The 26,647-nt window shown below is 70.0% G+C and carries 23 protein-coding genes and 1 pseudogene; 19 read left to right on the top strand and 5 right to left on the bottom strand.

Annotated elements, in window-relative coordinates; all coding sequences use genetic code 11:
- Positions 1-8 precede the first annotated feature (8 nt).
- The 14 genes from AB0H54_RS18130 to AB0H54_RS18195 all read left to right on the top strand — a co-directional run bounded on the left by AB0H54_RS18130 (position 9) and on the right by AB0H54_RS18195 (position 10,509).
- Positions 9-758, top strand: coding sequence for a hypothetical protein (locus AB0H54_RS18130; RefSeq protein ID WP_357346483.1), 750 nt, complete (start codon positions 9-11; stop codon positions 756-758).
- Between the two features lie 15 nt (positions 759-773).
- Positions 774-1,970 (top strand): hypothetical protein, encoded by a 1,197-nt coding sequence (locus tag AB0H54_RS18135; RefSeq protein WP_357346484.1) that lies wholly within the window; start codon positions 774-776, stop codon positions 1,968-1,970.
- A gap of 13 nt (positions 1,971-1,983) precedes the next feature.
- The gene (locus AB0H54_RS18140) at positions 1,984-2,460 is read left to right on the top strand and encodes a YbaB/EbfC family nucleoid-associated protein (RefSeq protein ID WP_357346485.1); all 477 of its coding nucleotides are present in this window, start codon (positions 1,984-1,986) and stop codon (positions 2,458-2,460) included.
- A 254-nt stretch (positions 2,461-2,714) separates the two neighbouring features.
- Positions 2,715-4,454 (top strand): hypothetical protein, encoded by a 1,740-nt coding sequence (locus tag AB0H54_RS18145; protein ID WP_357346486.1) that lies wholly within the window; start codon positions 2,715-2,717, stop codon positions 4,452-4,454.
- Positions 4,451-5,233, top strand: coding sequence for an ESX secretion-associated protein EspG (locus tag AB0H54_RS18150; RefSeq protein ID WP_357346487.1), 783 nt, complete (start codon positions 4,451-4,453; stop codon positions 5,231-5,233). Before AB0H54_RS18145 ends, AB0H54_RS18150 begins: the two co-directional genes overlap by 4 nt.
- 20 nt (positions 5,234-5,253) lie before the next feature.
- The gene (locus tag AB0H54_RS18155; protein WP_355271335.1) at positions 5,254-5,586 is read left to right on the top strand and encodes a hypothetical protein; all 333 of its coding nucleotides are present in this window, start codon (positions 5,254-5,256) and stop codon (positions 5,584-5,586) included.
- A 25-nt stretch (positions 5,587-5,611) separates the two neighbouring features.
- Positions 5,612-5,908 (top strand): YbaB/EbfC family nucleoid-associated protein, encoded by a 297-nt coding sequence (locus AB0H54_RS18160; RefSeq protein ID WP_357346488.1) that lies wholly within the window; start codon positions 5,612-5,614, stop codon positions 5,906-5,908.
- A 100-nt stretch (positions 5,909-6,008) separates the two neighbouring features.
- Positions 6,009-6,320 (top strand): type VII secretion target, encoded by a 312-nt coding sequence (locus AB0H54_RS18165; RefSeq protein ID WP_355271339.1) that lies wholly within the window; start codon positions 6,009-6,011, stop codon positions 6,318-6,320.
- A gap of 35 nt (positions 6,321-6,355) precedes the next feature.
- Positions 6,356-7,678: a hypothetical protein gene (locus AB0H54_RS18170; RefSeq protein WP_357346489.1), complete on the top strand. Its 1,323-nt coding sequence runs from the start codon at positions 6,356-6,358 to the stop codon at positions 7,676-7,678.
- Positions 7,679-7,706: 28 nt separating this feature from the next.
- The gene (locus tag AB0H54_RS18175) at positions 7,707-8,018 is read left to right on the top strand and encodes a PE family protein (RefSeq protein WP_357346490.1); all 312 of its coding nucleotides are present in this window, start codon (positions 7,707-7,709) and stop codon (positions 8,016-8,018) included.
- A 15-nt stretch (positions 8,019-8,033) separates the two neighbouring features.
- A complete protein-coding gene (locus AB0H54_RS18180) occupies positions 8,034-9,023 on the top strand; it encodes a PPE domain-containing protein (RefSeq protein WP_355271344.1) in 990 nt (329 codons plus the stop codon).
- Positions 9,020-9,811 (top strand): ESX secretion-associated protein EspG, encoded by a 792-nt coding sequence (locus AB0H54_RS18185; protein WP_357346491.1) that lies wholly within the window; start codon positions 9,020-9,022, stop codon positions 9,809-9,811. The genes AB0H54_RS18180 and AB0H54_RS18185 overlap by 4 nt, the downstream gene beginning before the upstream one ends.
- A gap of 42 nt (positions 9,812-9,853) precedes the next feature.
- On the top strand, positions 9,854-10,183 hold the full coding sequence (locus AB0H54_RS18190; RefSeq protein WP_218717557.1) for a WXG100 family type VII secretion target: 330 nt from the start codon (positions 9,854-9,856) through the stop codon (positions 10,181-10,183).
- 32 nt (positions 10,184-10,215) lie between these two features.
- Complete coding sequence (locus tag AB0H54_RS18195; protein ID WP_022567327.1) at positions 10,216-10,509, top strand: hypothetical protein; 294 nt, start codon at positions 10,216-10,218, stop codon at positions 10,507-10,509.
- A gap of 103 nt (positions 10,510-10,612) precedes the next feature.
- Here the strand turns inward: AB0H54_RS18195 and eccE are convergent, their stop codons facing one another.
- Positions 10,613-12,352, bottom strand: coding sequence for a type VII secretion protein EccE (eccE, locus tag AB0H54_RS18200; protein WP_355271348.1), 1,740 nt, complete (start codon positions 12,350-12,352; stop codon positions 10,613-10,615).
- Positions 12,353-12,469: 117 nt separating this feature from the next.
- Here eccE and eccB point away from each other — a divergent pair, with 117 nt between their 5' ends.
- Positions 12,470-13,978: a type VII secretion protein EccB gene (gene eccB / locus AB0H54_RS18205; RefSeq protein ID WP_357346492.1), complete on the top strand. Its 1,509-nt coding sequence runs from the start codon at positions 12,470-12,472 to the stop codon at positions 13,976-13,978.
- Positions 13,979-14,017: 39 nt separating this feature from the next.
- On the opposite strand, the gene eccA is transcribed toward eccB, so the two are convergent.
- Positions 14,018-15,859 (bottom strand): type VII secretion AAA-ATPase EccA, encoded by a 1,842-nt coding sequence (gene eccA, locus AB0H54_RS18210; protein ID WP_357346493.1) that lies wholly within the window; start codon positions 15,857-15,859, stop codon positions 14,018-14,020.
- 157 nt (positions 15,860-16,016) lie between these two features.
- Here eccA and eccD point away from each other — a divergent pair, with 157 nt between their 5' ends.
- The 3 genes from eccD to eccCa are packed head-to-tail and all read left to right on the top strand — an operon-like array spanning position 16,017 to position 22,959.
- Entirely contained in the window at positions 16,017-17,477 is a 1,461-nt protein-coding gene (eccD, locus tag AB0H54_RS18215; protein ID WP_357346494.1) for a type VII secretion integral membrane protein EccD, read from the top strand.
- Entirely contained in the window at positions 17,474-18,880 is a 1,407-nt protein-coding gene (gene mycP / locus AB0H54_RS18220; protein ID WP_357346495.1) for a type VII secretion-associated serine protease mycosin, read from the top strand. The genes eccD and mycP overlap by 4 nt, the downstream gene beginning before the upstream one ends.
- 8 nt (positions 18,881-18,888) lie before the next feature.
- Positions 18,889-22,959, top strand: coding sequence for a type VII secretion protein EccCa (gene eccCa / locus AB0H54_RS18225; protein WP_357346496.1), 4,071 nt, complete (start codon positions 18,889-18,891; stop codon positions 22,957-22,959).
- A gap of 4 nt (positions 22,960-22,963) precedes the next feature.
- On the opposite strand, the gene AB0H54_RS18230 is transcribed toward eccCa, so the two are convergent.
- On the bottom strand, positions 22,964-23,563 hold the full coding sequence (locus AB0H54_RS18230; protein WP_357346497.1) for a GNAT family N-acetyltransferase: 600 nt from the start codon (positions 23,561-23,563) through the stop codon (positions 22,964-22,966).
- On the bottom strand, positions 23,560-24,369 hold the full coding sequence (locus tag AB0H54_RS18235) for a GntR family transcriptional regulator (RefSeq protein WP_357346498.1): 810 nt from the start codon (positions 24,367-24,369) through the stop codon (positions 23,560-23,562). The genes AB0H54_RS18230 and AB0H54_RS18235 overlap by 4 nt, the downstream gene beginning before the upstream one ends.
- Positions 24,370-24,650: 281 nt before the next feature.
- Between AB0H54_RS18235 and AB0H54_RS18240 the strand changes: the two genes are divergently transcribed.
- Positions 24,651-25,043: a DUF4254 domain-containing protein gene (locus tag AB0H54_RS18240; RefSeq protein ID WP_355271361.1), complete on the top strand. Its 393-nt coding sequence runs from the start codon at positions 24,651-24,653 to the stop codon at positions 25,041-25,043.
- Positions 25,044-25,064: 21 nt separating this feature from the next.
- Here the strand turns inward: AB0H54_RS18240 and AB0H54_RS18245 are convergent.
- Positions 25,065-26,330, bottom strand: a pseudogene (locus tag AB0H54_RS18245) (AAA family ATPase); the annotation flags it as partial.
- Between the last annotated feature and the right edge of the window lie 317 nt (positions 26,331-26,647).

Genomic DNA, 26,647 nt, shown 5'->3' on the forward strand with positions numbered 1-26,647 from the left:
TTTCCCGGGTGAGTGACGATCCGATCGAACTGAGCGATCCGGATGTGGTGGTCGACGCGGCGACAGGCACGTTGTCGTACCGCGGTGAGCCGTACAGCGGCGCGGTGACCCTGACGCGTCCCGACGGGACCTGGCGCGAGTACTGGAGCTACGACGACGGCGACCGGGACGGCGACTGGTCGGGCTGGTACCCCGACGGCACCATGCGCTACAACGGCGAGTTCTACCGCAACCGCCCCGTCGGCACCTGGCAGGAGTGGTTTCCCGACGGCACCCGGCGGCTCGAGGACGTCTACGACATCGAGGGCACCCTGCTCACCCACTCGCGCTGGAACGAGGTGGGCGAGCTGATCGAATTCGAGGACGAGCGCACCCGCAAGGGCATCGCCGTCGACGCGGTCGCGGCCGACGACCCCGACCTGCGCTGGGACGACGAGCAGGGCCGCATGTACTACCGTGACGTGCCGTTCACCGGTCAGGAGTTCCGCCGCCCCGCACCGAGCAGCGCCGTCACCGAGCTGTCCACCTACGCCGACGGCTACCGCGACGGACCGATCCGCGGCTGGTACCTCGACGGAACCCCGCGCTACACCGGCGAATACGCCGACCGGCACGAAGCGGGCACGTGGAGTAGCTGGTTCCCGAATGGGAACCGCAAGGAGGAAACCGTCTTCGGTCCCGACGGCGCGCTGCTCGCCCGGACGACGTGGGACGAGACCGGCGCCGAGATCGCGCGGTACGGCGAGAACCGGGATTAGGCAAAGGAGTACGCAGTGGCTGACGAGCTGGCCGGGGATCCCGATCTCGGATTCACCCTCACCACGGTGGTGGCCGACGACGGGATACCCGAGCGCGCCGCCGCGCTGAGTCATCGCATCGCCAAAACGCTGGCGGCGCTCGGCCCGCCGGGGTGGACCAAGGTCGAGGCATCGTTCGCGATGACCGCGGCGGCCGAGGTGTCGATGGTCGTCTTCCACGACGAGCAGCAACGCTTCGCCCGGGTGTTCCCGAGCCCGGAACTGCTGGACCTGCTGCGTGAGCACCGGCATGTGTCCGCGACGATGGGCGACGGGCCGTGGTGGCGCTACCTGCTCACCCTGACCAACGCGGGCCGGATGGACGTCGACTTCGACTACGGCGACGAGCCGTTCCCGGACGACCAGCTCTTCCCACCCACGGTGTACCGCACCGACATCGAGATCTACCCGCGCGACCGGCTGCCCGTCTGGCTGGCCGCCTACATCCACCACGAGAACCGGCAAATCCGCGGTCCACTCGCCGCCGCCGAGCAGGCGCGCGCCGACGCCGCCGCTGGCCGCAACCCGGTCGGCTCCGCGCCGGGCGTGGAGTTCCCGGCGCTCGACGTGATGGCCCGCCGGTGGGCGCTCATCGCCGCCGCGTTCGTGGCGGTCGGCTCCAAGTGGGGCCCGCGCGTGACCCCCGCGTTCCACGTGTTCGAGGGCTCGAAGTTCAGCGGCTCCACCCTCTGCCTGCTGCCCGGCGATCGGGCGGTGCTCTCCGGCGGCGTCTGGAACGCACCGGAACTCGACGCCGTCTACAACAACGACCTGCCGATGCCCGAGTTCTACCAGGGCGCCCCCGACTGGGTCGCCGCCCCGGTGATCAACAGGCGCGCGGAGAACGGTCTGCTCACCTTCTGTTACTGGTGGGAGGGCGGGCGCTGGTATCGCGGCGCCTCGGCCGGCGCCGACGCGCTCGCGTCCGCCGTGCCGGGCATGTGGGACGCCAGGACCGTCGTCGACGTGCTGACCGGCCTGCTCGGCGACAAGGCCTCGCAGGCGCAGAAGGAAGCCGTCCCCGGTCTGGTCGAGGCCGCCGAACGCGCCGCCGTGGCGAGGGAAGCGTTCACCAGGGTCTTCCCCGCCGACATCTACAACGTCGATTCCGCCTGGTTCGAGCTGAATCTCGCCGGTCTGCTCGGTACCCACACCGTCGGCCTGGCGAAGTGAGAGGACAACAGGAATGACCAACGAACACGCCAAAGCGCAGATGGCCGACATCCTCGAGACGGTGCAGAAGCAGATGCTGGCGATCGCGCAGGTGCAGCAGGATCGCGCGAAGATCATCGCCAGCGCCACCGTGCGCAAGCGGGTGACGGTCACCGTCAACGCCGATTACAAGGTCATCGAGACCAAGTTCACCCCCGACATCGACGATCTCACCTACACCGAGATCGCCAAGGCCGTCACCGAGGCCGCCCAGCAGGCCGCGGCCGAGGTCGCCCGCAGGACGCAGGAGATGATGGCGCCGATCCAGAGCGAGCGTTCCCGCCTGCCCAAGATCACCGAACTGGTCGACGACATGGACGGATTCGCCATCCCGCAGCCGGTCGAGGCCTCCCTCGAGCCACCCAATTCGCCGGACCGCGAACGACTCTCGTCCGACGAGGAGGACGGCTCGCGGGACCCGTCGCGCACCGCCACCGACGCGGGCTGGTGACCCGGATGCTCGCGCCCCCGCCACCGGCGGGATCGCCGCTGTACATGCGGAATTCATCTGTCAGACCGTAGAATCGTTAGCAAGCCGTGCGAATCGGCGGTGTCCTGGGAGCGCCGCGCGGCGGGACGGCGGTGGTGATCAGGACGACAGGGAGGCTCTCGGACATGACACCGACTGGACCATCGGCGGCCCAACAGTGGTCGGGCCTGCGCTCATCGGCTTCAGACGGGGCGCTGGTCCTCGAGCCGTCGGCGTTGCCGAATCTGGTGAACGCGGCCACCGATGCCCGGATCAAGGTGAACTCGGTCAAACTGTCCACCGACCTGGTCGGGCAGCTCGCGCGGTTCTCCTCGCTGGATTCGGGGCAGCAGCTGGCGAAACAGTTCTCGGACAAGGCCGGTGAGCTGGCGACCGTCCTGGGCAAGCACCAGACGATCCTCGACGATGTCGCCAACACCTTCATGGATGCGGCCAAGAGCTACAAGGGCGCCGACACCGCCAGCGGAGTCGACATGAACCAGCTGCGCACCACTATCGAGCAGAGCAAGTCCAAGGGTGACAAAGTCAGCTCCTCTGCGCCTGTCGTGGCCATACCGCCGGTGTCGCAGGGCGCACCCCCGTACCTCCCCGGCGTGACCACCCAAGTCCCGCCGCTCGTGCCCATGCCGGCCGCCGGCTCGGCGAACATTCCGAACGAGCTCAGCAATGGCAAGAACTTCGATCCGTCCGAAGTGACGGCGGAGAACCCCGGGCCCTACAACTACGAGCAACTCAACGCGATCCGGGTTTCCATCGAGGGCGTGCCCGCCAGATTGCGGACGGCGGCCGCGGACTGGACCTTGCTCAAGAATCAAGTCAAGCCGGCGTTCGATGACCTGAACACGAAGGTTGGCGACAGTTCGAAGAACTGGACGAGCCCGGGCGGTGCCACCCGAGCCAGGGCGGCGATGAACGCGTACCACGAAGGCAACCAGAAGCTGATCGAGCAGATGGGCCAGATTTCTGTCGCGCTGGAGTACGCGGCCGGCTGGCTTTCCGCTACGAAACAAGGCTTGGACAGCACGCTGTACATCCCGTCGTCTGTCAAGCAGAGCGAGCAGCAGGCTGCGAAGGAAGAGGCCGCGAAGAACGCGCGGAATGTCCTGATGTCGACCTACGTTCCTGGCGTCAACGCCACCTCGAGTCACATCGCTGCGTTGCCCGAGCCGACCGCGCCGACTTCCGGAGACGGGACCGGGAACGGCAACGGCAATGGAAACGGCTCCGGAAACGGCAGCGGAAGTGGCTCCGGGTCGGGTTCGGGCAGCGGCTCGGGTTCGGGTGACACCTCCGCCGCGTTCAAGAAGGCGATGGCCGAACTGCAGCAACAGCAGTCCGGTAACCAGTTGGGCAACGGCAGCGCGGACACCAACGGCAACGGTGGGCTCGGTTCCAATGGCTCGACGGGATCCGGTTCCGGCTCCCGTTCTGGTTCGTCCTCGACCGATCAGCTGACCTCGGCCCTGCAATCCGGTCTCGAGCAGGCCAGTTCCGCCGCGCAGTCCGCGCTGGAACAGGCTACTTCGGCCGCGGAACAGAGCTCGCTCGCGGGGATTCCGAGTGCGGCCGGGCTCAGCTCGCTCCAGGAACAGGCCAAGAAGGCACTCAGCGCCGCGAGCAAAGGCGGTGGCGGAGGTGGTGGCTCGGGTGCGGGCGGTGGTGGCGCCGGTGCGGGTGCCGCCCCGCTCTCACCGAGTCTGGACAGCGCCTCCAAACTGTTCCCGCGCGCGTCGGCCGCCACCGGGATGGAGTCGGCGTTCCGGGCCGGCGTCGCCTCGTCGGCCGCGGGTTCGCCGATGGGCGGCATGCCGATGGCGCCGATGGGTGGTGCCGGTGCCGGTGGACAGGGCCAGCAGAAGGAGCACAAGCGCGCCGACTACCTCGACTCGGTGGAGCACCTGGACGAAGCGCTCGGCGACGCGCCGATCGTCGCGAGGCCGGTGGTGGAACAGTGACGCCCACTTGGGAATTCACCGGCGCGGAGTTCGAAGCGTTGTGGGCCGGTCTCGAAGCCGAGTACATGCCGGAGCCGTTCATCCACTCCAGCGAGCCGTGCTCGGCCGACGAAGCGGAGTTCGCGCTGAGGCAGGACTGGATCACGGTCAAGCAGCGCTGGGGGCATGAGCTCGACGAGATCATCGAGGTGCTCACCAAGCCCGATATTCGGGTGATCGTGCGCGGGTACGGAGGCGGCGAACGGCTCACCGATCCCACCCTCTCGGTGCGCATGCTCGCGGTGCGCAAGGGCGACGTCGGCTATCTGGTGCGTCAGCGTCCGGGCCGAACCCTGTATCACGCAGACGGATTCGTCATCACCCGGCACGACGCGCTGTCCCTCGGTGATGTTGTCGCCGGGCAACTGCCCGCGGCCGAACCCGGTCGCGGCCGGGAGATCACCCTCGACGAACCCTCCGGCGACCAGTTCGATCACTCGTACGGCCGCTCGCTGGTGCAGCACTACGACGACGACGCCGCGGTGCAGACCCAGACCTTTCAGCAGGCCCGGCTGGACCGTGACGGCTTCATCGACATCGAGCAGGGCTGGTCGCGCTTCGGGCCGAGGGGGATCCTCCGATTGCGGCTCGGGTGGCGCGATCTGACCGATGACGGTCGCTATGTGATCGTTCCCGGTACGCCGCCGGTGGCGGTCGGCGCCGATCGCAGGCGGGTGGTCTCGCTGATCAACAGCCAGATCGCCGAAGTTGTCAGAGCCATCAGGGATGATCGGGCATAGGGCGGATGGGAGGGGAATCGATGGACGAGTTTCCGACCGAGTTCAGCGCGTCGTCGCTGACCGGCGCGATCGCGGTGCGCACCACCGAGCAGGGCTTGCCGGTGGGTATCACCGTCGACCCGGATCAATTGCGCCGCGATCCCGCCGATCTGGCGGCCGAGATCCTGCGGCTGTGCCAGAAGTCGGCCAAGCGGGCCGGCCTGGCGCGGCGTAATCAGCTGGCGGCGGCCGGGTTCGATCCGGCGCTGCTGGCCGCGACCGGGTTGCCGACCGAGGCCGAGGTCGCGGCGGCGGAGATCGTCGAGGAGCAGGAGTACGACACCGAGCCGGACAGCTGGCTACGGTCGGTCTAGCGAGCGGAGCGGGGAGGACACGGCGATGGTCGAAACCATGGACGAGCTGATCGCGAAGGTGCAGGGCCAGCTCTATCGACTGCAGGACCTGGCCGAGGCGACCAGTGGCATCAGGGCGCAGGAGACCTCGCCCGACGGAGCGGTCACGGTGACCGTCGACGGGAGCGGCGCGTTGATCGGGCTGGAGTTCACCACCGCCGTCAGCACGCTGTCGCCGGCCGATTTCGAGCGGGTGCTGGTGCAGACCGCGCAGGCCGCCGCGCACCGGGCGTTCGGTGAGCGCGCCGAGCTGGTGACGGCCTATAACCGAACCGGCACGTGAGATTCAACTGGTCTTAACCACCGATTTGTGTGGCGCGGGTTTCCGACGGGTAGATAAAGTAACGAAACACCATGGGCTGTTTCGAGATTGGACGAGAGCCATGAATCACGTTGCGGTAGTTCCCGATGCAGTTCGTGCGTACGCGGGCGCCTCGGCCACCATGGCGGCGGGGGTCGCCCAGGCGGGCGCGGTCGACCAGGCCGCCACGATGGCCGCCGCGGTGCCCGTCTTCGGCCTGATCGGCCAGGAATTCCTGCTGTCGTTCGCCTACGCGCAGGCCAACCACCTGACCTCGGTGGCGCAGCTCGCCGCGGTGCACGCGGGTACCGCGCTGACCGCCGCGCAGGCCGCGTCGACCTACGAGGGTGCCGACGGGGCGGCCAAGCTGGGCATCGCCGCGGTCGATCAGTAGCCATGACATATCCCGGGGGAAGCACGGCCGGTGCGATGGCATCGGTCGATCCGACCGTGCTCGATCTGCTGCGCGGCAGTTCCCTGGCGCCGATGCTGGACCAGCCGGTGAGCCAGGTGCTCAGCTCGATGGGTCTGCCGCAGCTACCGCAGCTGCCGGAGTTCATCCAGCTGCCGGAAATGCCCGCGCTGCCGACGATCGACCTGACCGCGCTGATGCAGCCGCTCACCGAACTGGCCTCCGCCTTCGGCACCGGTGCGCTCGGCGGTACCGGCACCACGTCCGGCACGTCGTCGAATCCCACCGACGCGCTGTCGAACATCACCTCGGTGCTCGAGACGGCGATGTCGCTCGGGTCGACCGCGTTGCAGACGGTGATGCAGCTGTGGCAGAGCGCCGCGGCGATGGAGGCGACGAACAAGGCGACCGCGGCGCAATCCGACGGCGCCAAACTGGCGACGCAGAGCACGCAGGAGAAGGCGGTGCTCACCCACGCGGCGGGCAATGTCGCCGTGGGTGGCGCCAAGCTGGCCGCGGTGATCGCGCGCTATTCGGCCACCCTGGCCCTGGCCCCGCTCTACGCGGCGACGCCGGGCGGTCAAGCGGTGCTGATCGCGGCCACGATGGAGGCCATGGCCGAAGGCCTGGCCATCACGGCCGAGACCAAGGCCGAGATGGTGGCGCGCAGCGGCGAGATGGCGCAGGCGGGCGAGAAGGTCCAGGTGACCAACGCGCCCACCGGTGTCGACGCGAGCAGCGATTCGCTGAGCCAGCTGATGAGCCTGATCTCGCCGTTGATCAGTACGGCGAGCACCGCGGTGTCGTCGCTGGGTTCGCTGGCCGAGCAGGTGAGTTCGCTGTCGACGAGCACCACCGGCACGACCGATGACGCGGCGAGCACCGGCACCGAGATCACCGACGCCGACGGCGAAACCGCCGAGGGCCTGTCCGGCGCCGGCGGCGGTGGCGGCGCGATCGGCGGCATCGGCGCGATCGGCGGCGCGGGCGCGGTGTCGTCGCCGCTGAGCCCGTGGCAGGGCGGACGCGCCGGCGGGTTGTCCACCGTCGGGGCGACCGGCGCGCTCGGCGGCACCACCTCGGGTGGCGCGAGTACGACCACCGCCTCGGCGGCGGGCTCGGCGCCGGGCTACATGCCGATGGGCGCGGGCGCGGGTGCCGGTATGCCGATGGCCCGCGCGGTGGACGGTGGCGGCAGCGAGGCCGTGCACTCACAGCTGGTCACCGGCAATCACGGCGACGAAGTCGTCGGCCAGATCGCGGGGGTGGCGACTCCGGTCGTCGGCGCCGCCGAACCGGTGACCACCGAAGCGCCACCGGACAAAGAACTCTCACTGTGACGCGGCACGACCACGACAGGAGCAGCAGATGAGCAACACCTTCGAATTCGATTCCGCCGCGGCGAGCAAAGCCGCGGCAGCACTGGACGGGATCGCCGACCGGCTCACCACCGAGCTGTCGGCCGTCGCCCCGACCCTCCGGGTGGCCCCGGCCGGCGTCGACGAGGTGTCCGCGCGCGCCGCGACCACCGCCAACGGTGTCGCCGACGACTACCTGACCGGTGCCGAGGCGGGCGCGCACGAGATGAACAAGCTCGCCGCCACCCTGCGGGCACAGGTCTCGGAGTTCGACCAGATGGAAACCGACAACACCACCGGCTTCAACGGGCCCGCGGCGTAAAGGCATTCATCACCGATGATCGAACCACCGCAGCCCGGCTTCACCGGAGTGGTGTGGGAGGCGCGCGAGCCGCACAAGCTCGCCACCGACCTCACCACCGGTGCCGGACCGATGCCGATGGCCGACGCGGCCGCCGCCTGGACGCGGCTCGCCGCGGCCTTCGGCGCGGCCGTGCTCGACTACGAGCAAGTGCTGCAGACCCTGCGCGGCTCCTGGAAGTCCGGGAGCAGCGAGCAGGTGTGGGAACGGATCTCGACTCTGCGGGAGTGGCTGATCGACACCGCGGCCGCCGCGACCGCCAATGCCGCGCGGCTGCAAGCCCAGGTCCTCGCCTACGAGGTGGCGGCACTGGCGATGCCGAACAGCGCCGACATCGCGGCCATCACGGCGATGCAGCAGGCGCTGGAACAGGTCGGCACCGCGCTCGGCGCCCCGATCAAGGCCATCGCGGCGCAGACCGACGCCGATGCCGATGTGGCGAAGGCGGTCGCCTCCCGGGTGATGCGCAGCTACGAGGCGGCCACCGAACCACTGGCGACGCCCTGGTTGCACGCGCCGCCACCGCCGATCGCGCCGGAGACCGCGCTGGCCGGCGAACAGTCGGCGCAGGCGGGAACCCCCGCGTCGCCGGGTGCGGCCGGGATGTCGGGGCTCGGCGCGATCGGCCTCGGCGCCTTGCCGTCGCTGCCCGCACCGGTGCAGACCGCGTATCGCGCACCGGTTTTCGTGCAGTCCACCGCCGCGGTCACCACCGCGCCGCAGGCCACACCGGTCGCCACGCCTGCCGGACCGGCCGCCCCGGTCGTCCCCGGTGCGATGGCGCCCGGCGCCGGTGGGCACGACGCGGGGTCGCGCTTCCCGCGCGCGGGTCTGGCCTACGAGGAATCGGACCAGCTGGTCGCCGAAGGCGAGATCCAGGCTGCCCCCGCCGTGCTCGGCGTCGCCGAACGCGCGGCACCCCAGACCGGTGGCACGTCCACGACGACGGCGGAGGGGCGGCCATGACCACCCTCACCAACGATTCGCTGCTGGCCGTCGCCGATCGGCTCGGCGTCCAGACCCTGCCGCTGGTCCTGGCGGTGGGTCCGCAGCAGGACAGCTTCGACGACTGGCGCGCCGCCAGAGACGCCGCGGTCGCCGAACTCACCGCCGCGGGAATCTTCGACGGCTACGGTGACGTCGAGCCCGACCTGGCGGACGCCCTGCACACCCTCGCCCAGCCCGACGCCGAACTCGTCGCGCGCAGCTACGGTGACGGCGACGCGCGCCGGATCTGCCTGGCGCGCCGCGGCGCCGGTCACGCCAGCGCCGTCCGCATCGGCGGCGGCTTCGAGATCGGCACCAACGCGATCGACGGTTCCGACCGTGAACTGACCCGCCTGCTGCTCGCCGCGCTGCCGCACTGCGCGCCGGCGGAGGTGGCGGCGGCGAGCGTCGCGGCCGACGATCTGGCGGCGCGCCTGGACGCCGCCGAAACGACTTCCCAGTACGTGGACGCGATGTACGCGCTCGGTATCGACGCGCACGAGGCGACCGTCCTCGGCGCGGCCTTCGGCTCCTGCCATGGCTACACCGAGATCGTCGCCACCGTCCACCATGACGGGCTGACCACCCGAGCCCCTGGCGCGGTCGCGGTGTACGACACCGCGCGCGGCCGGATCGTCGTCGCGCCGATGACGGCGCCCGACGGGCAGGTGTGGTCGACCATAACGCCGGGCACCGATCATCGCCTGACCCAGGCCGTCGGTGCGCTCCTCGAGGGGCTTCCCGGTGGGGGGTGGCGGCCCGACTAAGCCATCTCCCATTTCAACCATCAAGTAGGAAAGGTTCGGCACATGCCTCCTCAGGGACCAGTAGGTGTAGAAGCCGGCGGCGTAGACGGCGTCGTCTCCAAGCTCGAAGGCACGATCAACAACCTGCGTACGTCGGTCGGTCAGATCGACGACGCGGCCCAGGCCGTGCTCCGCGGCTGGAAGGGTGACGCCTCCGACGAGTTCGTGAAGGTCGCCCAGGCCTGGCACGACGAGGCCGATGCTCTGAACAAGAAGTTCGACCGGCTCACCGAAGCGGTCAACACCGGTAAGTCCACCCTCGTGAACATGGACGGCGCAGGCCTGTCCGGCGGTGGTTCCACCAGCGGTGGCGGCAGCTACACCAACCTCTGACCGCGAATCAGAAACGAACAGGAACTGAGCTCATGACCATTCTTTACGATCCCGCGGCGATGAACGAGCTGTTCAGCGACCTGCAGACCTACGGCGGGAAGATGAAGGGCGAGATCGACGAACTCGAGGGCGCCGCTTCGGATTTCCGCAACAACCTGCAGGGTGACAACGCGATCTCGAACTTCGACACCGCGCACAAGAACGTCACCACCGAGCTGACCGACACCCTCGACAAGCTCGACAAGCTCGCCGCTCAGGTCGAGTCCGCGCTGAACCGCGCGCTCGAGGCCGACGGCAAGGTCGGCGACGGTTTCGCCGACTTCTGAGTTGCCGGAGCGCCGGAGCGCTCCAGCGTGGCTCCCTGAGGGCCCGACGGAAAACGGGGCGTGACAGTGCCGACGGCACGAGTCACGCCCCGTTTTGTCGAAATCAGCGGGCCGCCAGGGATTCGCCGATGTAGTGCATCTCGTCCGGCGTCGTCACCATGGACACCGTGGCGCTACCGGTACTCGTCCGCACCGTGATCCGGTTGGGCGCGTACGGGTCCTGGACGAGGGTGACGTCGGGGGCGAGCGCCTCCGGATCGCGTTCGGCCGTGCGGACCTCGACGATGGTCGCGCCACCCAGGTGGCTGGTCGGGGCGATACCGTCGAAGACCAGCACGGTCGTCGTCGGGTAGGGCGCCGCGGGCACCGGCGGCGGCCCGGGCGGAGTCTGCGGAGTCGCGCCCGCCGCCCTCGGCGCGATCGAGAGCAGCTGTGGGGTCGCGAGGTTCGCGACCATCGACTGCCAGGCCTGCGGCCGCGCGGTGTGCACGACGGCATGGGCGCCGAGCGCGGTGGCGCGCAGGACGACCTGCTGGGCCAGATCCAGATTGCCGATCACGTCGACGTGGCGGGTACCCGCGCCGATCAGCGGGACCGCGATGCCCTGACCGCGCTCGTCGGCCCCGATCAGCTGACCACAGCCGGTGGTCGGCACCGAGATGTCGGTGAGCGCGGTGAGCGTGCCCCGGTAGCCGTCCCGGCCGCCCAGGTCATCGGCCGCGCCGATGGGCAGGGTGTCCAGCAGGATGCGGCGCTGACTGCCCGGCAGCTCGCGCAGTCCGGCGACCGGCGCCTGCTCGTAGGGCGCCACCGAATCGAAGCGGACGACGGCGTTGAGCACGACGGTCCCCGCCTTGTCGTACGCGCGTCCGACGCGACGGGCGCCGGGGTGCAGACGCAGGGTCACCGTGGTCGAGAGGGAGGGCAGCGACCAGATCTCGGCCAGCCCGTTCGTGCCGATCATCGGCGCGGTGAGCTGGTAGTGGGTCAGGTGCCTGCCGAACTCGGACTCGAGGCCGTGCGCCGACTCGGTGAGCCGCAGCGGGTCGAAGCCGTGGGTCAGTTCGCGCACCGCGCTGTTCATCTCGGTGGCGGTGAGCACCGCGGCGTCGATGCCGTGGGTGGCGAGCCGATTGGCGACCCGACGGGTGGCGATGATCATGGTGCGCAGGGCGCCGGTCGCGCCGCCGCCGCGTTTGTCCACCGCCGCCGCGTTGGCCACCGGGTCCAGCCGCAGCACGAGCCAGCAGGTGCGGTGCGCGATGGCGGGCAGCGGGCCGAGGATCCGGTCGTACAGGTGCGCGGCCGCGCCGGTGCCCGCGGTGCGCGCGCCGGTGGCGATCACGTCGATGCTCACCAGCTCCACGTCGAACTGGTCCAGGCAGCGCGCGATCTCGGTCATCGGCAGCAACTGGTCGGCGCTGAGGGTGCCGCGGCGCAGCAGCGTGAGCGTGTCCGGCGGCGGATCGATGCGGAGCATGGTCAGCAGCAGATCGCCGTCCCAGCGCACGCCACAGCCGCCGCCCTCGGGCAGCGGCACGTCGAAGGCGGGGGCCCGGTCCAGGGTTTCGGTGCGACCGCGCAGGCGGCGCCCCAGCCAGCCGCCGAATCGCACGGCGAGCGTGCGCCGCCGGATCGGGACGAGCCCGATCAACAGCACGGCCACCGCCCCGCCGATCGCACCGTAGCCCGAATTCGTCGTCGCCAGCACGACCCAGGCCACGATCGCCGCGAGCACCGCGACCGGCACGCACGCGCGCAGCGGATACATCCGGAACAGCCAGAATTCCGGGTCACGCAGCGTGTCGTAGGCATTGTCGCCGGCGGTTTGCCCGCCGTTCATACTGTTGTTCAAAATCGTTGTCCCTGCTTGGCATCCGTCGAATCATGGTGAAGGACAATTCCGGATTTACGGTACCGTGTCCGACGAGATGGTGATCAACGCAGCAATGGAGTCCCTGTGCCGGCACAGCTGACAACCAAGGCCCAGGTCAACGGTTATCGTTTCCTCCTGCGCAGGCTCGACCACGCGCTGGTCCGCCGCGACGTGCGCATGCTGCACGATCCGATGCGGTCGCAGAGCCGGTCGATGATGGTCGGCGCGGTGCTCGGGCTGATCATCGTGGCCGGCGCGGCCATTCTCGGCTTTCTCAAGCCGCAGGGCGCGATCGGCGACGCGCTGATCGTCAGCGGCAAGCAGAGCGGCGCGATGTACGTGGTCGTCGAGGCCAAGGAAGGCGAGAAGACGCTGCACCCGGTGCTCAACCTGGCCTCGGCCCGGCTGATCGCCGGTGACGCGCAGACGCCGAAATCGGTGAAGGACGACAAGCTCGGTTCGATGCCACGCGGCCCGCTGCTCGGCATCCCGGGCGCGCCCGCCGCCATGCCGGGATCCAAGCAGGGCGCGAGCTCGAATTGGACGCTGTGCGAGACCACCCAGCTCTCGGCCTCCGGCAGCGCGTCCGGCGCCACCGGCGGACTCACCACCGCCATCGTCGGCAAGCCGGAAACCGGGGACCGGATAGGCGCCACCGGCGCCGACGACGCGCTGCTGGTGCGCCGCGACGACAAGACCTACCTGGTGTACCAGGGGACCAGGGCCGAACTCGATCCGAACAACTCGGTGGTCGCGCGCACCCTCGGCCTGTCCGGCAAGCAGGTCCGCCCGATCGGCAGCGCGGTGCTGGGCGCCACCACGCAGGCGCCGGCGCTGGCGGTGCCGACGATCGAGCGCGCGGGCGAGCCGGGCCCCGGCAAGCTGTCGAATGTGCCGATCGGCGGCATCATCTCGGTGACCGGGGTGCAGGCCGCGGGTCAGGAAACGATGTATGTGGTGCTGGCCGACGGGGTCCAGCGGGTCTCGGAGTTCACCGCGGACCTGCTGCGCAACGCCGATTCCCGGGGCATGCGCGAGATCGCCGCACTGGCCCCGGACGCGCTGGACCGGATGCCGGTGCTGCACACCCTGCCGGTCGACGGTTTCCCCGAGCGCAAGCCGCGCATCCTGGCGGCCGAGGATGCCCCGGTGGCGTGTGTGAACTGGGCGAAGAACCCGGGTGTCGCGGCCGCGCAGGGCAGCTCCGTCGACGGCCCGGCCGAACGGGCCACGGTGACCCTGCTCGCCGGAACCAAGCTGCCGCTGAGCGATTCGGTGAAGCCCGTGACCCTCGCGACCGCCGACGGTTCGGGCGACCGGATGGACGCGGTCTACCTGCCGCCGAGCACCGGCGAATTCGTGCAGGTCACCGGCACCGAGCCGGGCAGCCTGCGGCGGGAGTCGCTGTTCTACGTGGCCGACAACGGGATTCGCTACGGCATCCCCGACGCCGCGACCGCCGCGGTCCTGGGGCTGGGCGACAAGCCGCGACTCGCGCCGTGGTCGATCATCGGCCAGCTGGTCCCCGGCCCGACGCTCTCCGCGAAAGACGCTCTGACCAGCTACGATTCGCTGCCGTCCGCGACCAAGTAGTCGACGTCGCGGCGGCCGGGGCCGCCGCGACGTTCGGGCTCAGCTCAGATTGGGTACCTGACCCACATTGAGGGTCGCGACGATGCCGGTCAGCGCGGTGCGCATATCGGTCTCCTCGATCCGCATCAGCACGTCGTCGTCGACCTCGGCCAGGTCGAGGCCGTCGGTGTTGGCCAGCCGGAACTCGCGTTCCTCCTCCGCCGCCTCGATCACATTGCGGATGAAGCGGCCGTTGCCCGCCAGGTCGACGCCGCGGCGCGGCTGCCCGCTCTGGTCGGTGCTCTCCAGGTCGTAGAGGAACCCGCAGGTCTCGATCAGGGTCTCCAGCGCCGCGGGCGCCAGCTGCGAATCGCGTCCGTTCGCCACGATCTCGCCGATCTGGCCCAGCTCTTCGGCGGTGTACGAAGGGAATTGGAGACGCTTGGCGAAGCGGGAGGCCAGACCGTCGTTGGCGGCCAGCAGCCGGTCGATCTCGCCGTCGTAACCCGCGATGATGACCACGAGCCGGTCGCGGTCGTTCTCCATCCGGGCCAGCAGGGTGTCGACGGCCTCGCGACCGAAGGCGTCACCGCCGGACAGGCCGGTCTGGATCAGCGTGTACGCCTCGTCGATGAACAGCACGCCGTCCATGGCGCTGTCGATCAGCTTCTCGGACTTGATGGCGGTGCCACCGAGGTTCTGGCTCACGAAGTCGACGCGCTTGGCCTCGACCACCTTGTCGGTCTTCAACAGTCCGACACCGCAGTAGATCTTGGCGACCACGCGCGCGATGGTGGTCTTACCGGTGCCGGGCGGACCGGTGAAGGCCAGGTGCTGGCCCCGGGACTGACTCGACAGGCCCTTGCCCGCGCGGATCTTGGCCAGCTGCGCGGACGACTGCAACTTGGCCACCTGGTTCTTCACCGACGCGAGTCCGACCTGCTTGTCCAGCTGCGCCCGTGCCTCGGCGAGTACGGTTTTCGCGCGATCCTCGGCGGCGGCCTCGTTCATCGCGGCCAGCGAGGGCGCCGAGGTGGGGTCCCACTTGTCGGTGCGGGCGTCGATCACCTCGCGGGTGGTGACCACGATCCGGAAGGTGCGGTCGCGCATGGCGTTGGTGTTGGCGGTGAAGTCGGGCAGCTGGGAATAGACCTGCTCGAACAGCTTCTGGGCCTCGGCCTCGTTGCCGGACTCGCGCAGGCACAGGCCGCGGTTGTACATCGCGGTGAACCTGGCCGACGGGATCGGGCCCGCCTCGGCCTGTTCCATCCGCCGCACGGCCTCACCGAACAGGCCGAGCTGCGCGCAGGCGGTACCGACCATCACGTTCGCGCCGGTGGCCAGGTACGGGTCCTTCCAGTCCGCCGAGCCGGCCAGCACGGTCATCACGTCGGGCCAGCGCTGGGTGTTGTAGTGCATGATGCCGCGGATGTAGGCGCTGATCCGGTCGTCGATCTGCTTGTCCGGATCGTCGGCGCGGGCGGCGCGCAATTCCGCGAGCTTGTCGAGTACCTGCTCGGCCTGGTCGTAGTCCTTGTCGGCGATCAGCTGCGCGGCCCAGGCGAGCCAGATCTCGGTGAGCCCGGCCAGCGGGTAGTCGATGTAGAGGCCGGGCAGGAAGCGGCCCGCCATCGCCCGCGGCGCCAGGCCGAGCCTGCGCTGCTCGCGACCGAGCGAATCGAGGCTGGTGCGATGCAGATTGAACAGCACCTCTTTGGTCAACTCGCCCGCGGCGGCGCGGCCGAGCCACGCGTCACACATCGACGAATCCCATTCCGTCGCGCGCTGGAAGGCCAGCTTCGCGTACTCCTCGTCGCGCGCGGACTCCTGACCGTCGATGGACAGACCGAGCGAGAGGACGCCCGCGTCGAAGGCACGCTGCGCCTGGCGAATGTCTGGCATGTGGTGTCGGACCCCGAAATCTTCGTCTGGTGGACAGCTGCTGTTCAATCCGGCGGCGGGACTTCGATCGCGCCGGTTTGCCCTGTCCGTTAGATTAGGTAACGCTGCCGTGTGGTCGCAACGGAAGTAGTCAGCTACGACTGAGAGTTCATCACTGGTGTCGACGTTGTTGGGCAATGAGCCGGAACTATGCCGAGTTTCAGTGATCGGGGGTGATACGCAGCTCGACATCGGACTACCCGCCACGGTACCGATCGCCGGATTCATCGGCGACCTGGTGGCGCTGATCCGTTCCCGGGATCCGCGACTGCCGGACGGGGACGAGGACTCCGCCCCGGTCCGTGCCCAGCACTGGACCCTGGCCCGGCTCGGGCAGGACCCCCTCGCGCCCAGCCGCACCCTCACCGAGGCCGAGGTCTACGACGGCGAGCTGCTCGTGCTCAGCCCGGTGACGCGCAAAGAGGCGCCCGCGCTCTTCGACGACGTGATCGATGCCGTATCCCGGCTCACCGCAGGCGAGTTCCGCGGCTGGTCCAGTGCCGCGGCCCGCTGGGCGGGTCTGGTGATCGCGACGATCGCGATCGTCGCCGCGCTCGGTCTGCTCGCGGTCTCGCGTGCCGACAGCGATCCGCTGGTCCCCGCGTTCGCGCTGCTCGGCACCGGTATCGCCGCGTCGGCGGCGGCCGGCATCGCCGCCCGCAAGTTCGCCGATTCGATGACCGCCAACTGGCTTTCGCTCGACGCCCTGCTGCTGCTGTTCGGCGGCGGCGCGCTGCTCGTGCCCGGTCAGCTCGGCGCGGGGCAGGTGCTGCTCGGCAGCGTCGTGCTTTTGGTCGCGGCGGTCGCGGGCTACCGGATCACCGGAATCGGGGCCGGCCTGTTCGCCGCCGCGATCACGCTGAGTGTGTTCGGCGCGGTGACCGGCACCGTCTACCTGCTGTGGCATCCGGGCTTGGCCAAGCTGTTCGCCGGAGTGCTCGTCGCGGCGGTGATCCTGCTGTCGTCGGTGCCGCGGCTGGCCGCGGTGGCGGCCCGGTTGCCGATTCCGCCGGTGCCGACGGCCGGTGGGGCGATCGACCCCGCCGACCACGAACAGCGCCCGACGATCGAGGGCATCGGCGCGGTCGGCGCGATCGCGCTGCCCTCGGCGGCGGGCCTGGGTGAACGCGCTCGCGTCGCCAATCAGATCCAGACGGGACTGGTCGTCGCCTGCGCGGTGGCCGCGCTGTTCGGCGCCGTCGGCGCGGCCGATCCGCTCGGGCCGTTCCACTCCGGTGGCGTCGCGCTCGCCGCGGTCGCCGCGATCGTGCTCTGCCTGCGCGGACGCTCCTACGCCGACCTGGTGCAGGCCGCGACGTTGATCACCACCGGCGCGCTCATCATGATCGCGCTGCTGACCGGTCTCGGGCTCGGTCACGACGCGCTGGAATTCGTCGCGGTCGCCCTGCTGTTGCTGACCGCGGGCAGCGTCATCGGATTCGGCGTGATCGGCCCGCATCTCGAGGTGACCCCGGTGACCAGGCGGATGATCGAGATCTTCGAGTATCTGCTGATCATCACGATGGTCCCGCTCGCGCTGTGGGTCATGGACGTGTACTCGACCGCCCGCAACATATGACCCGCGCACCCCTGCGGCGCGCGGTCCTGCGGCTGGCCTGTACGGCGACCGTGCTCGGCACGGTCGCGGGCTTCCCGGCGCCCGCTGGCGCGATCGCCCCGCCCCGGATCGACCAGGGCGCGCTCGACGCGGCGCTCGCGCTCAGCGGCAGACCCGCCCCGCTCGAGCCCACCGAACAGCGCGAACTGTGCGCCGAACCCGTGCTGCGCGGCAACGCGCCGAGTGAACCGCCGATGGCTCAGCGGGTGCTCGACCTGCCCGCGGCCTGGCAGTTCAGCCGCGGTGCGGGCCAGAAGGTCGCGGTGATCGATACCGGCGTCAACCGGCATCCGCGGCTGCCCGCGCTCCAGGCGGGCGGTGACTACGTCAGCGACTCCGACGGCACCGTCGACTGCGACGGGCACGGCACGCTGGTGGCGGGCATCATCGCCGCGCGTCCCGTCCCCGAAGACGCGTTCGTCGGCGTCGCGCCCGAGGCGGAGATCCTCACCATCCGTCAGCTCAGCCTCGCCTACGAGGCCAAGGACCGGGGCGCGGACAAGGGACAGGGCTCGCTGCGCAGCGACGGCTACGGCAGCGTCCTCACCCTCGCCGGCGCCGTCGTGCGCGCGGTCGACATGGGCGCGACGGTGATCAATATTTCCGAAGTGGCCTGTACCCCGGCCGGTTCCAACACCTCCGACGGCGCGCTCGGCGCCGCCGTGAAGTACGCCTACGACCGCAATGTGGTGGTCGTCGCGGCCGCGGGCAATGTGGAACAGGGCGGCCCGTGCCAGAACCAGAACGAGGGTTCGGGCTGGAGTTCGGTGACCACCGTGGCCTCGCCCGCCTGGTTCGCCCCCTACGTGCTCGCGGTCGGCTCGGTCGACGCCGACGGCAAGCCCTCGGCGCTGTCGCTGCGCGGTCCGTGGATCGGGGCCGCCGCGATCGGGCGCAATATCGTGTCGCTGGACAGCAAGCCGGGCGGTGCCGGCCTGGTCGACGGTGTCCAGACGATGGAGGGCGTGCAGCCGGTCGACGGAACCAGTTTCGCCGCACCGTATGTGGCCGGGCTGGCCGCGCTGATCCGGTCGCGCTATCCGGAGCTGTCCGCGCAGCAGGTGATCGAGCGGATCACCCGCACCTCGCACGCGCCCGGCCGCGGCCGCGACGACGCCATCGGAGCCGGGCTGATCGACCCGCTGGCCGCGCTCACCGCGCCGCTGGCCGCCGAGCCGCCGAGCAAGGGCGCCGACGTGGGGCACGCGATCGCCGCGCCCTACGCGGCCCCCGAGCCGGATCCGCGACCGCGCCGGGTCGCGATCATCGGCGCGCTGACCCTGTTGGCCGCGTTGGGCATCGGCGCCGCGTTCGCGTTTCCGTTCCGCAGGCGCGGCGCCGACCTCAACCAGGAATTCGAGTAGAGGGATCGATGGCTACCGAAGGTTTCGTCCGTCGCCCCCGGATCGCGCCGCCGCGCGCGCCGGGCGGTGAAGTCGCGCTCACCCCGCCGCCGGAGATCCAGCGCGCCATCCCGTCGCCGCTGATGATGAAGCTGATGCCGGTCATCATGGTGGTCGCGGTCGTCGGCATGATCGCGATGATGGTCTCGATGGGCCGCAATCTGCTGGCCAATCCGATGATGATGATGTTCCCGATGATGATGCTCATGTCGATGGTCGGCATGATGGCGGGCATGCGCGGCGGCGGCCCCAAGCGCGCCGTCGAGCTCAACGAGGAACGCAAGGACTACTTCCGCTACCTCGATCAGGTCCGCAAGGACGTGCGCAACACCGGCGTCAAACAGCTGGAGACGCTGGACTGGAGTCATCCCGAACCGGCCGACCTGCCCGCGCTGATCGGCAGCAGGCGGATGTGGGAACGCCGCCCCAACGACCCGGACTTCGGCCACGTGCGGGTCGGCGTCGGCAGCCATCGCCTCGCCACCAAGCTGGCGCGCCCGGAGACCGGACCGCTGGAAGACCTCGAGCCGGTGTCGACGGTGGCCCTGCGCCGATTCGTGCGCACCCACTCGGTGGTGCACGAGCTGCCGACCGCGGTCTCGCTGCGCGCGTTCCCCGCCATCAACATCGGCGGCGACCTCGACGAGGGCCGCGAACTGGTGCGTGCCATGCTGATGGAACTGACCACCTTCCACGGCCCGGACAACCTGGTCGTCGCGATCGTCTGCGCCGACCCGGACGGGCACTGGGCCTGGGCGAAATGGCTGCCGCACGTGCAGCATCCGTCGGTGCGCGACGGACTCGGCTCGGCCCGGATGATGTACACCTCGCTCGGCGAGCTCGAATCCGCCTTGCAGACCGAGCTGATGGAACGCGGCCGGTTCATGCGCAACCCGCAGCCGACCCAGGGACGCCTGCACGTGGTCGTCGTGATCGATGACGGCTACATCAGCGGCAACGAACGCATCATCAGCGAATCGGGGCTCGACTCGGTGACCGTGCTCGACCTGACCGCGCCCGAGAACGGCCTCGCGGCCCGGCGCGGCCTGCAGCTGGTCGTCGGTGACGGGGCCGTGTCGGCGCGCAGTGCGGCGGGCGTGGAACGCTTCGCGACCGCCGACGAGGTCAGCGTCGCCGAGGCCGAGGCGTTCGCCCGCGCGCTGGCCAGGTACCGGCTGGCGACGGCGGCGCAGATCGTCAGCCTGGGGGAGGGCACCACCAGCGACCCCGGCCTGATGGCCTTGCTGCGCATTCCCGACGCCGCCCAGATCGATCCGGCCAGGGTGTGGCGGCCGCGGACCGCGCGCGAGCGGCTCCGGGTGCCGATCGGCATCACGCCGGACGGCACGCCGGTCGAGATCGACATCAAGGAGTCGGCGGAGAACGGCATGGGCCCGCACGGCCTGTGCATCGGAGCGACCGGTTCCGGCAAGTCGGAATTCCTGCGCACCCTGGTGCTTTCGCTGGTCACCACGCACTCACCGGACGCGCTCAACCTGGTGCTCGTCGACTTCAAGGGTGGCGCGACCTTCCTCGGGCTCGACTCGCTGCCGCACGTCGCGGCCGTGATCACCAACCTGGAAGACGAACTCTCCCTGGTCGACCGCATGAAGGACGCGCTCGCCGGTGAGATGAACCGCCGCCAGGAACTGCTGCGCTCGGCGGGCAACTACGCCAATGTCAACGACTACGAGAAGGCGCGGGCCGCCGGCGTTCCGCTCGATCCGCTGCCCGCGCTGTTCGTCGTCGTCGACGAGTTCTCCGAATTGCTCTCGCAGAAGCCGGACTTCGCCGAGCTGTTCGTCATGATCGGCCGCCTCGGCCGCTCGCTGCACGTCCACCTGCTGCTGGCCTCGCAGCGCCTGGAGGAGAACAAGCTGCGCGGCCTGGAGTCGCACCTGTCCTACCGGATCGGCCTGCGCACCTTCTCGGCCAACGAGTCGCGCGCGGTGCTCGGCATCACCGACGCCTATCACCTGCCCAGCGTGCCCGGCGCCGGCTACCTGAAAAGCGATGCGTCCGAACCGCTCCGGTTCAACGCGAGCTACGTCTCCGGTCCGTACGTGGCGCCGGTCGGTACCGTCGTCGACGACGACGGCGCGCCGATGGGCGGCCAGCGGCCGGTGGTGTTCACCGCGGCGCCGGTCGAGGTGACCGAGGCCGCGCCGGAACAGCCGGAGACCGAGGACGATCCGATCCTGCGCGGCAGGCTGGAACTGCCGCCGCCACCGCCGAGCGGTCCGGTCGCCGAGGAGGGCATCCCGGACTCGCTGCTCGACGTCGTCGTCAAGCGGCTGACCGGCCACGGCCGTCCGGCCCACGAGGTCTGGCTGCCGCCGCTGGAGGAATCGCCGACCGCCGACATGCTGCTGCCCGACCCGGATTGGCGCTCGCCGGTGAACCGGCACGGTCAGCTGTGGATGCCGATCGGTGTGATCGACAAGCCCTACGAGCAGCGGCGCGACGTGCTGACCATCAATCTGGCGGGCGCGCAGGGCAATGTCGCCGTGGTCGGCGGTCCGCAGTCGGGCAAGTCCACGACGCTGCGCACCATCATCATGGCAGCGGCCGCCACCCACACCCCCGAACAGGTGCAGTTCTACTGCCTGGACTTCGGTGGCGGCAGCATGGCCGGTCTGGTCGGCGTCCCGCACGTCGGTTCGGTCGCGGGCCGGCTCGACGGTGACCGGGTGCGCCGTACCATCGCCGAGCTCACCACGCTGATGCGCCAGCGCGAGGAACGGTTCGCCGAGCTGGGCATCGAGTCGATGACCGAGTTCCGCAGGCGCAAGTTCTCCGCGCTGGAGGCCCGGCAGATCAACGGCACCACCGCGGCGCCCGGCGACCCGATGGCCGCCGACCAATTCGGCGACGTGTTCCTGGTGATCGACGGCTGGGGTGCCATCCGGGAGGAATTCGATCTGCTTGAACCACAGATCAACGCCATCGCCACCCAGGGCCTCTCGTTCGGCGTGCACCTGATGATCGGCGCGTCCCGCTGGGCCGAGATCCGCCCGGTGGTCAAGGACCAGATCGGTACCCGGCTCGAGCTGCGCCTCGGTGACCCGGGCGATTCGGAGATGAATCGCCGTACCGCGCACCAGGTTCCCGTCGGCAGGCCGGGTCGCGGTCTCACGGCCGAGCAGCTGCACATGCTGATCGCGCTGCCCCGCCTGGATTCCGACTCCGAGCCGTCGACCATCGCCGACGGCGTCACCAGGGCGCGCGAGGAACTGATCGCGCTCTACCCGGGCAGGCGCGCGCCGGAGGTGCGCATGCTGCCGCTGAGCTTCCCGCGCGAGCAGGTCATCGCCACCGCGCGGGAACAGGGCGTCACCTTCGATCGCACCAAGGTCGTCGTCGGCCTCGGCGAGTCCGAATTGCAGCCGCTGGTCCTGGATTTCGGCGTCGAGCCGCACTTCATGGCCTTCGCCGACGTGGAATGCGGCAAGACCACCCTGCTGCGCAACATCGTGATGAGCATCGCCGAGCAGTCCACCGCCGCCGAGGCCAGGGTGATCCTGATCGACTACCGGCGCACCATGCTCGGTGTGCTCGAGGGCGACCAGCTGGCGGGCTATTCGACCTCGTCGCAGACGTGCGGGCCGATGATCCAGGAGGTCGCCGCCTACCTGGCCAAGCGGATCCCCGGCTCCGACATCACCCAGCAGCAGCTGCGCGAACGCAGCTGGTGGTCGGGCCCGGAGATCTATGTCGTCGTCGACGACTACGACATGGTCGTCACCGGTTCCGGCAACCCGTTCGCGCCGCTGCTCGAGTACCTGCCCCAGGCCCGCGACATCGGCCTGCATCTCGTCGTCACCCGCCGCATCGGTGGCGCGTCGCGCGCGCTCTACGACCCGGTGCTCGGCGCGATGAAGAACCTGTCGGTGCAGACGCTGATCATGAGCGGGTCGCGGGACGAAGGAAAGCTGGTCGGTGACGTGCGCCCGAGCAAGATGCCGCCCGGTCGCGGCACCCTGGTCTCGCGCAGTCAGGGCATCGAACTGGTCCACATCGCCGACCTGCCGCCGCTGTAGCGGGTCAGCCCGGCAGGCGACCGATCGGCAGCGCCGGGGAACCGGCGCGATGGTGGGCCTGCCGGGACATCGGCGGGCCGCACCAGCTGTCGGTCCGGCGCTCGAACAGGGCGCAGGACGGGCCGTCCGCGCACGGCCCCGCGATGCGGGCCAGGGTGAAGCCGGCCCGGCGGTAGTAGTCGTGCAGTTGCTGGTTGGACGTCCAGGCGTCGAGCCGGACCCAGTCGCGGTCCTTCTGGTCGGCCAGCCGGGCGGCGTGGGCGAGCATCCGATGCCCGACCTGGCGGCCCGCGAACCGCAGGTCGACGATCATGAAGTGCACGATCACCGCCTCGGCCAGCTCCCACGGCGACCACAGGCCCGGATCGGCCCGGTGGTTGACGGTGATCGTGCCCGCGGGCTCACCGTCGACCTCGGCGATCCAGGTCTCGCCCGCGTCCAGCGCCCGCCCGACCGCGCCGGCGAAGATCTCGATGGGGCGGCCGCGACCGGCGACCGTCCACTGGTCGGACCCACGTGCGGTGAGCCAGGCGGTGCGTTGCACCCGCAGGCGGCAGATCAGCGGCAGGTCGCCCAGGGCGGCCGGGCGCATCGCCACGGTCATGGCAATGCGACGGCAGGTCCGGGTGCGATGCCGAGGGTGCGGGCGATGACGGCGGTGCCCGCCGCGTCGCCGAGTTGGTAGGCCAGCCGGTTGCGGCCGGCGAGACAACGATGCCGGGTCGCCCGGGTGACCCGTTCGTGGTTGGCGCCGATGCGCAGGTGGTCGAGCAGGACGGTGCCGGTGGCGACGCCGAGCACGGCCGCCTCTTCGGCGGTGGCGGGTCGCGCTGTCAAGGTGTCTCGATGGGCGGTCTCGCCGTGGCCACGATCGGCCAGGCGACGGGTCGTGCCTTCGGGAATGTCATGGGGTGAGTCGATGCTCGCGGCTTCGGCGAGATCGCGTGGGTAGAAACTCACCTCCCACGACCACGGTTCGTTGTCGAGGTACTGCACCACGGTGCGGGCCAGTACCCAGGAGTCGACGGGGACCCCGAGCCACTGCGCGACCTGGTCGTCGGCGGGCTCCATCCTGGTGCTGAATTCCTTGGCAGGCTCGCGGTTGGCGGCGCGGGCGATCTCCTCGAAGATGTCGTGCGCCGACCGCGGCCGATCGGGGCGGATGTGGTCGGTGACCACGGATTCCAGCACTTCCTGGTTTCGCACGATGGTGCCGCGGGAAGTAGCTGTGTAGACGAGGTTTTCGGCGACGAGCACTTGGATCGCGTTGCGCGAGGTGGTGATCGAGACCTGCATCTGCTCGGCCAGTTCGGAATGGCTGGGCAGCCGATCGCCCGGTTTCCACGTGCCCGCGCGGATCTCCTCACGGAGGAGGTCTGCGATCCGGAGGTAGGTCGGACCGTCCGCCATCATGCTCCTCGGTAGGTCGTGCAGGTAACGAAGTGTACTCGTCTGGGTTACCTACGGCCGAGTAATGCTTGACAGGATGCTTGCGAGGTTTATTGTAATGAACGTCCTGATCCGGTGCTGTGCGGCGACGACGGCGAGGCAACGTGGCTGGTTCGGAGAGTTCTACGGTCGTAATGGCTTTCCCCGACACATTGCGGTGTGTCGATACCGCCGGGCCGCCGGCGACTACCGGTCTACTGCCGCTCTCCGATCTTCTCGTCCGGGCGTGTCGCGGACATCGGGTGGTGGGGGGACCACTGCTGTGGTTCGCGCGTGATCTCGCGGTGCTGCACGAGAAGCGCATCGTCGGGCGGGGCGGCTTCGTCGACACCGATCCGGTGGTGATGCGTGAGATCGATTGCCGCCGAGCCGAACTGGTCCTCGCGATCGACGACTGGGTGCATCGCGCCGTCCCGCAGCACCGCCTCGGCGCGACCCTGCACACCGAGACGATCGGCGCGGTCATCGACCGGCTGGCCGAATCCTCGGTCCGCGCGCACCACGCCCTGATGACCATGCCCGCCAACGACGAGATGCTGCACGGCGCGTGGCACCACCTCGCCGAGCTGGCCGACGCCTACGACGACCTGGTCCGCGACGTGATCGCCGGGCGTCGCAGGCTGCCGGAATGGTGACCGGCCCGCCCGCGGCGTAGCTCAGCCGAAGCGGTGGTGGTCGACGCCGAACTCGTCGGCGACGGTCGCCGCCAGTTCCACGTAGGCCCGCTTGGTCGTCTTGTGCAGGCGGTGCAGATCGATCTCGGCACCCTCGGACAGGTGCTCGTCGAACGGGATGATGTGCACGGCCCGGCAGCGCGAGAGGAAGTACTCGCGCAACTGCTGCACGCCGACATTCGGTGACCCCTCACGCGGCAGGTTGATCACCACGACCGCGTTGCGGACCAGGTGGTCGTGCCCGTGCAACGACAGCCAGTCCAGCGTCGCCGCGGCACTGCGCGCGCCGTCGATCGCCGCCGACGAGATCAGCACCAGCGAGTGCGCCAGATCGAGCACGCCGCTCATCGCCGAGTGCATCAGGCCGGTGCCGCAGTCGGTGAGGATGATGTTGTAGAACCGCTGCAGGATCCGGGCCACCGCCCGGTACTCCTCGTCGTTGAACGACTCCGACGCGGCCGGATCACGTTCGCTGGCAAGCACTTCCAGCCTGCTCGAACTCTGCGAGGTGTGCCTGCGGACATCGGAGTAGCGCTCGATCGACGGATCGAGCAGCAGATCGCGCACGGTCGAGCGGGTCTGTAGCGCCACCCGCTGCGACAGGGTGCCGAAGTCGGGGTTGGCGTCGACCGCGATCACCCGGTCACCACGGATCGAGGCGAAGATCGAGCCGAGGCCGGTGGTGGTCGTCGTCTTGCCTACACCACCCTTGAGCGAGAGCACCGCGATCCGGTAGTCACCGCGCACCGGCTGGCGGATGCGGGCGACCAGCTCCTGCAGGCGCCGCTCCTCCGCGGACATCCCCGGGTTGATCGCGCCACCCGAAACATGGTGCACCGCTTTACGCCAGCCGCTGCCCGGCGCCTTCTTGACCCGCTTGACCGGGACATTGTCGAGCGACGGCGGCTGGTATCCCTGCTGCGGGTTGGCGCCCCACCCGGGCTGCTGGTACTGGCCGGGTTGCTGGTACTGGCCAGGGCCCTGCTGGTACGGCGCCACGGTCGGGCCGCCCTGGAACTGCTGGGGCGCAACGTCACCCGGCTGCTGGTACTGGAAGTTCGGCGCGGGGGTGCCGTCGGGCAGGTATTGCTGCGGCTGGACACCGTCGGGCCGCTGATGGGTCGGCGCCGGGCTGCCGTCGGGCAGGAACTGCTGGCCGCCGTCGGGCCGCTGGTGGGTCGGCGCGGGGGTGCCGTCGGGCAGGAACTGCTGGCTACCGTCGGGCCGCAGGTGGGTCGGCGCGGGAGATCCGTCGGGCAGGTACTGCTGCGCGGGGGAGCCGTCGGGCTGCGATTGCCGCGGCGCCAGCGGGTCCTGCTGCTGGTAGTGCCGCGTCGCCTCGGCCTGTGGCGCCTGCGCGCCGTCGGGCTGCGGGAGACCGCCGTCCGGGCGGTGATACGACTCGGGCAAGTGCTGGGCTGGGTCGCCCGGCTGGTACTGCCCCGGGGTCTGCTGGTACGGGTTGGCCGACTGCGCGAATTCGCCGGAGCGATAACCGGTTTGCGGACCGTGGGCCTGCTGGTCGGTGCCGCTCTGCCAGGACGGCGGCGCGTACTCGCCACCGG

The sequence above is a fragment of the Nocardia sp. NPDC050718 genome, from assembly GCF_040654235.1.
Classification (GTDB): Bacteria; Actinomycetota; Actinomycetes; order Mycobacteriales; family Mycobacteriaceae; genus Nocardia.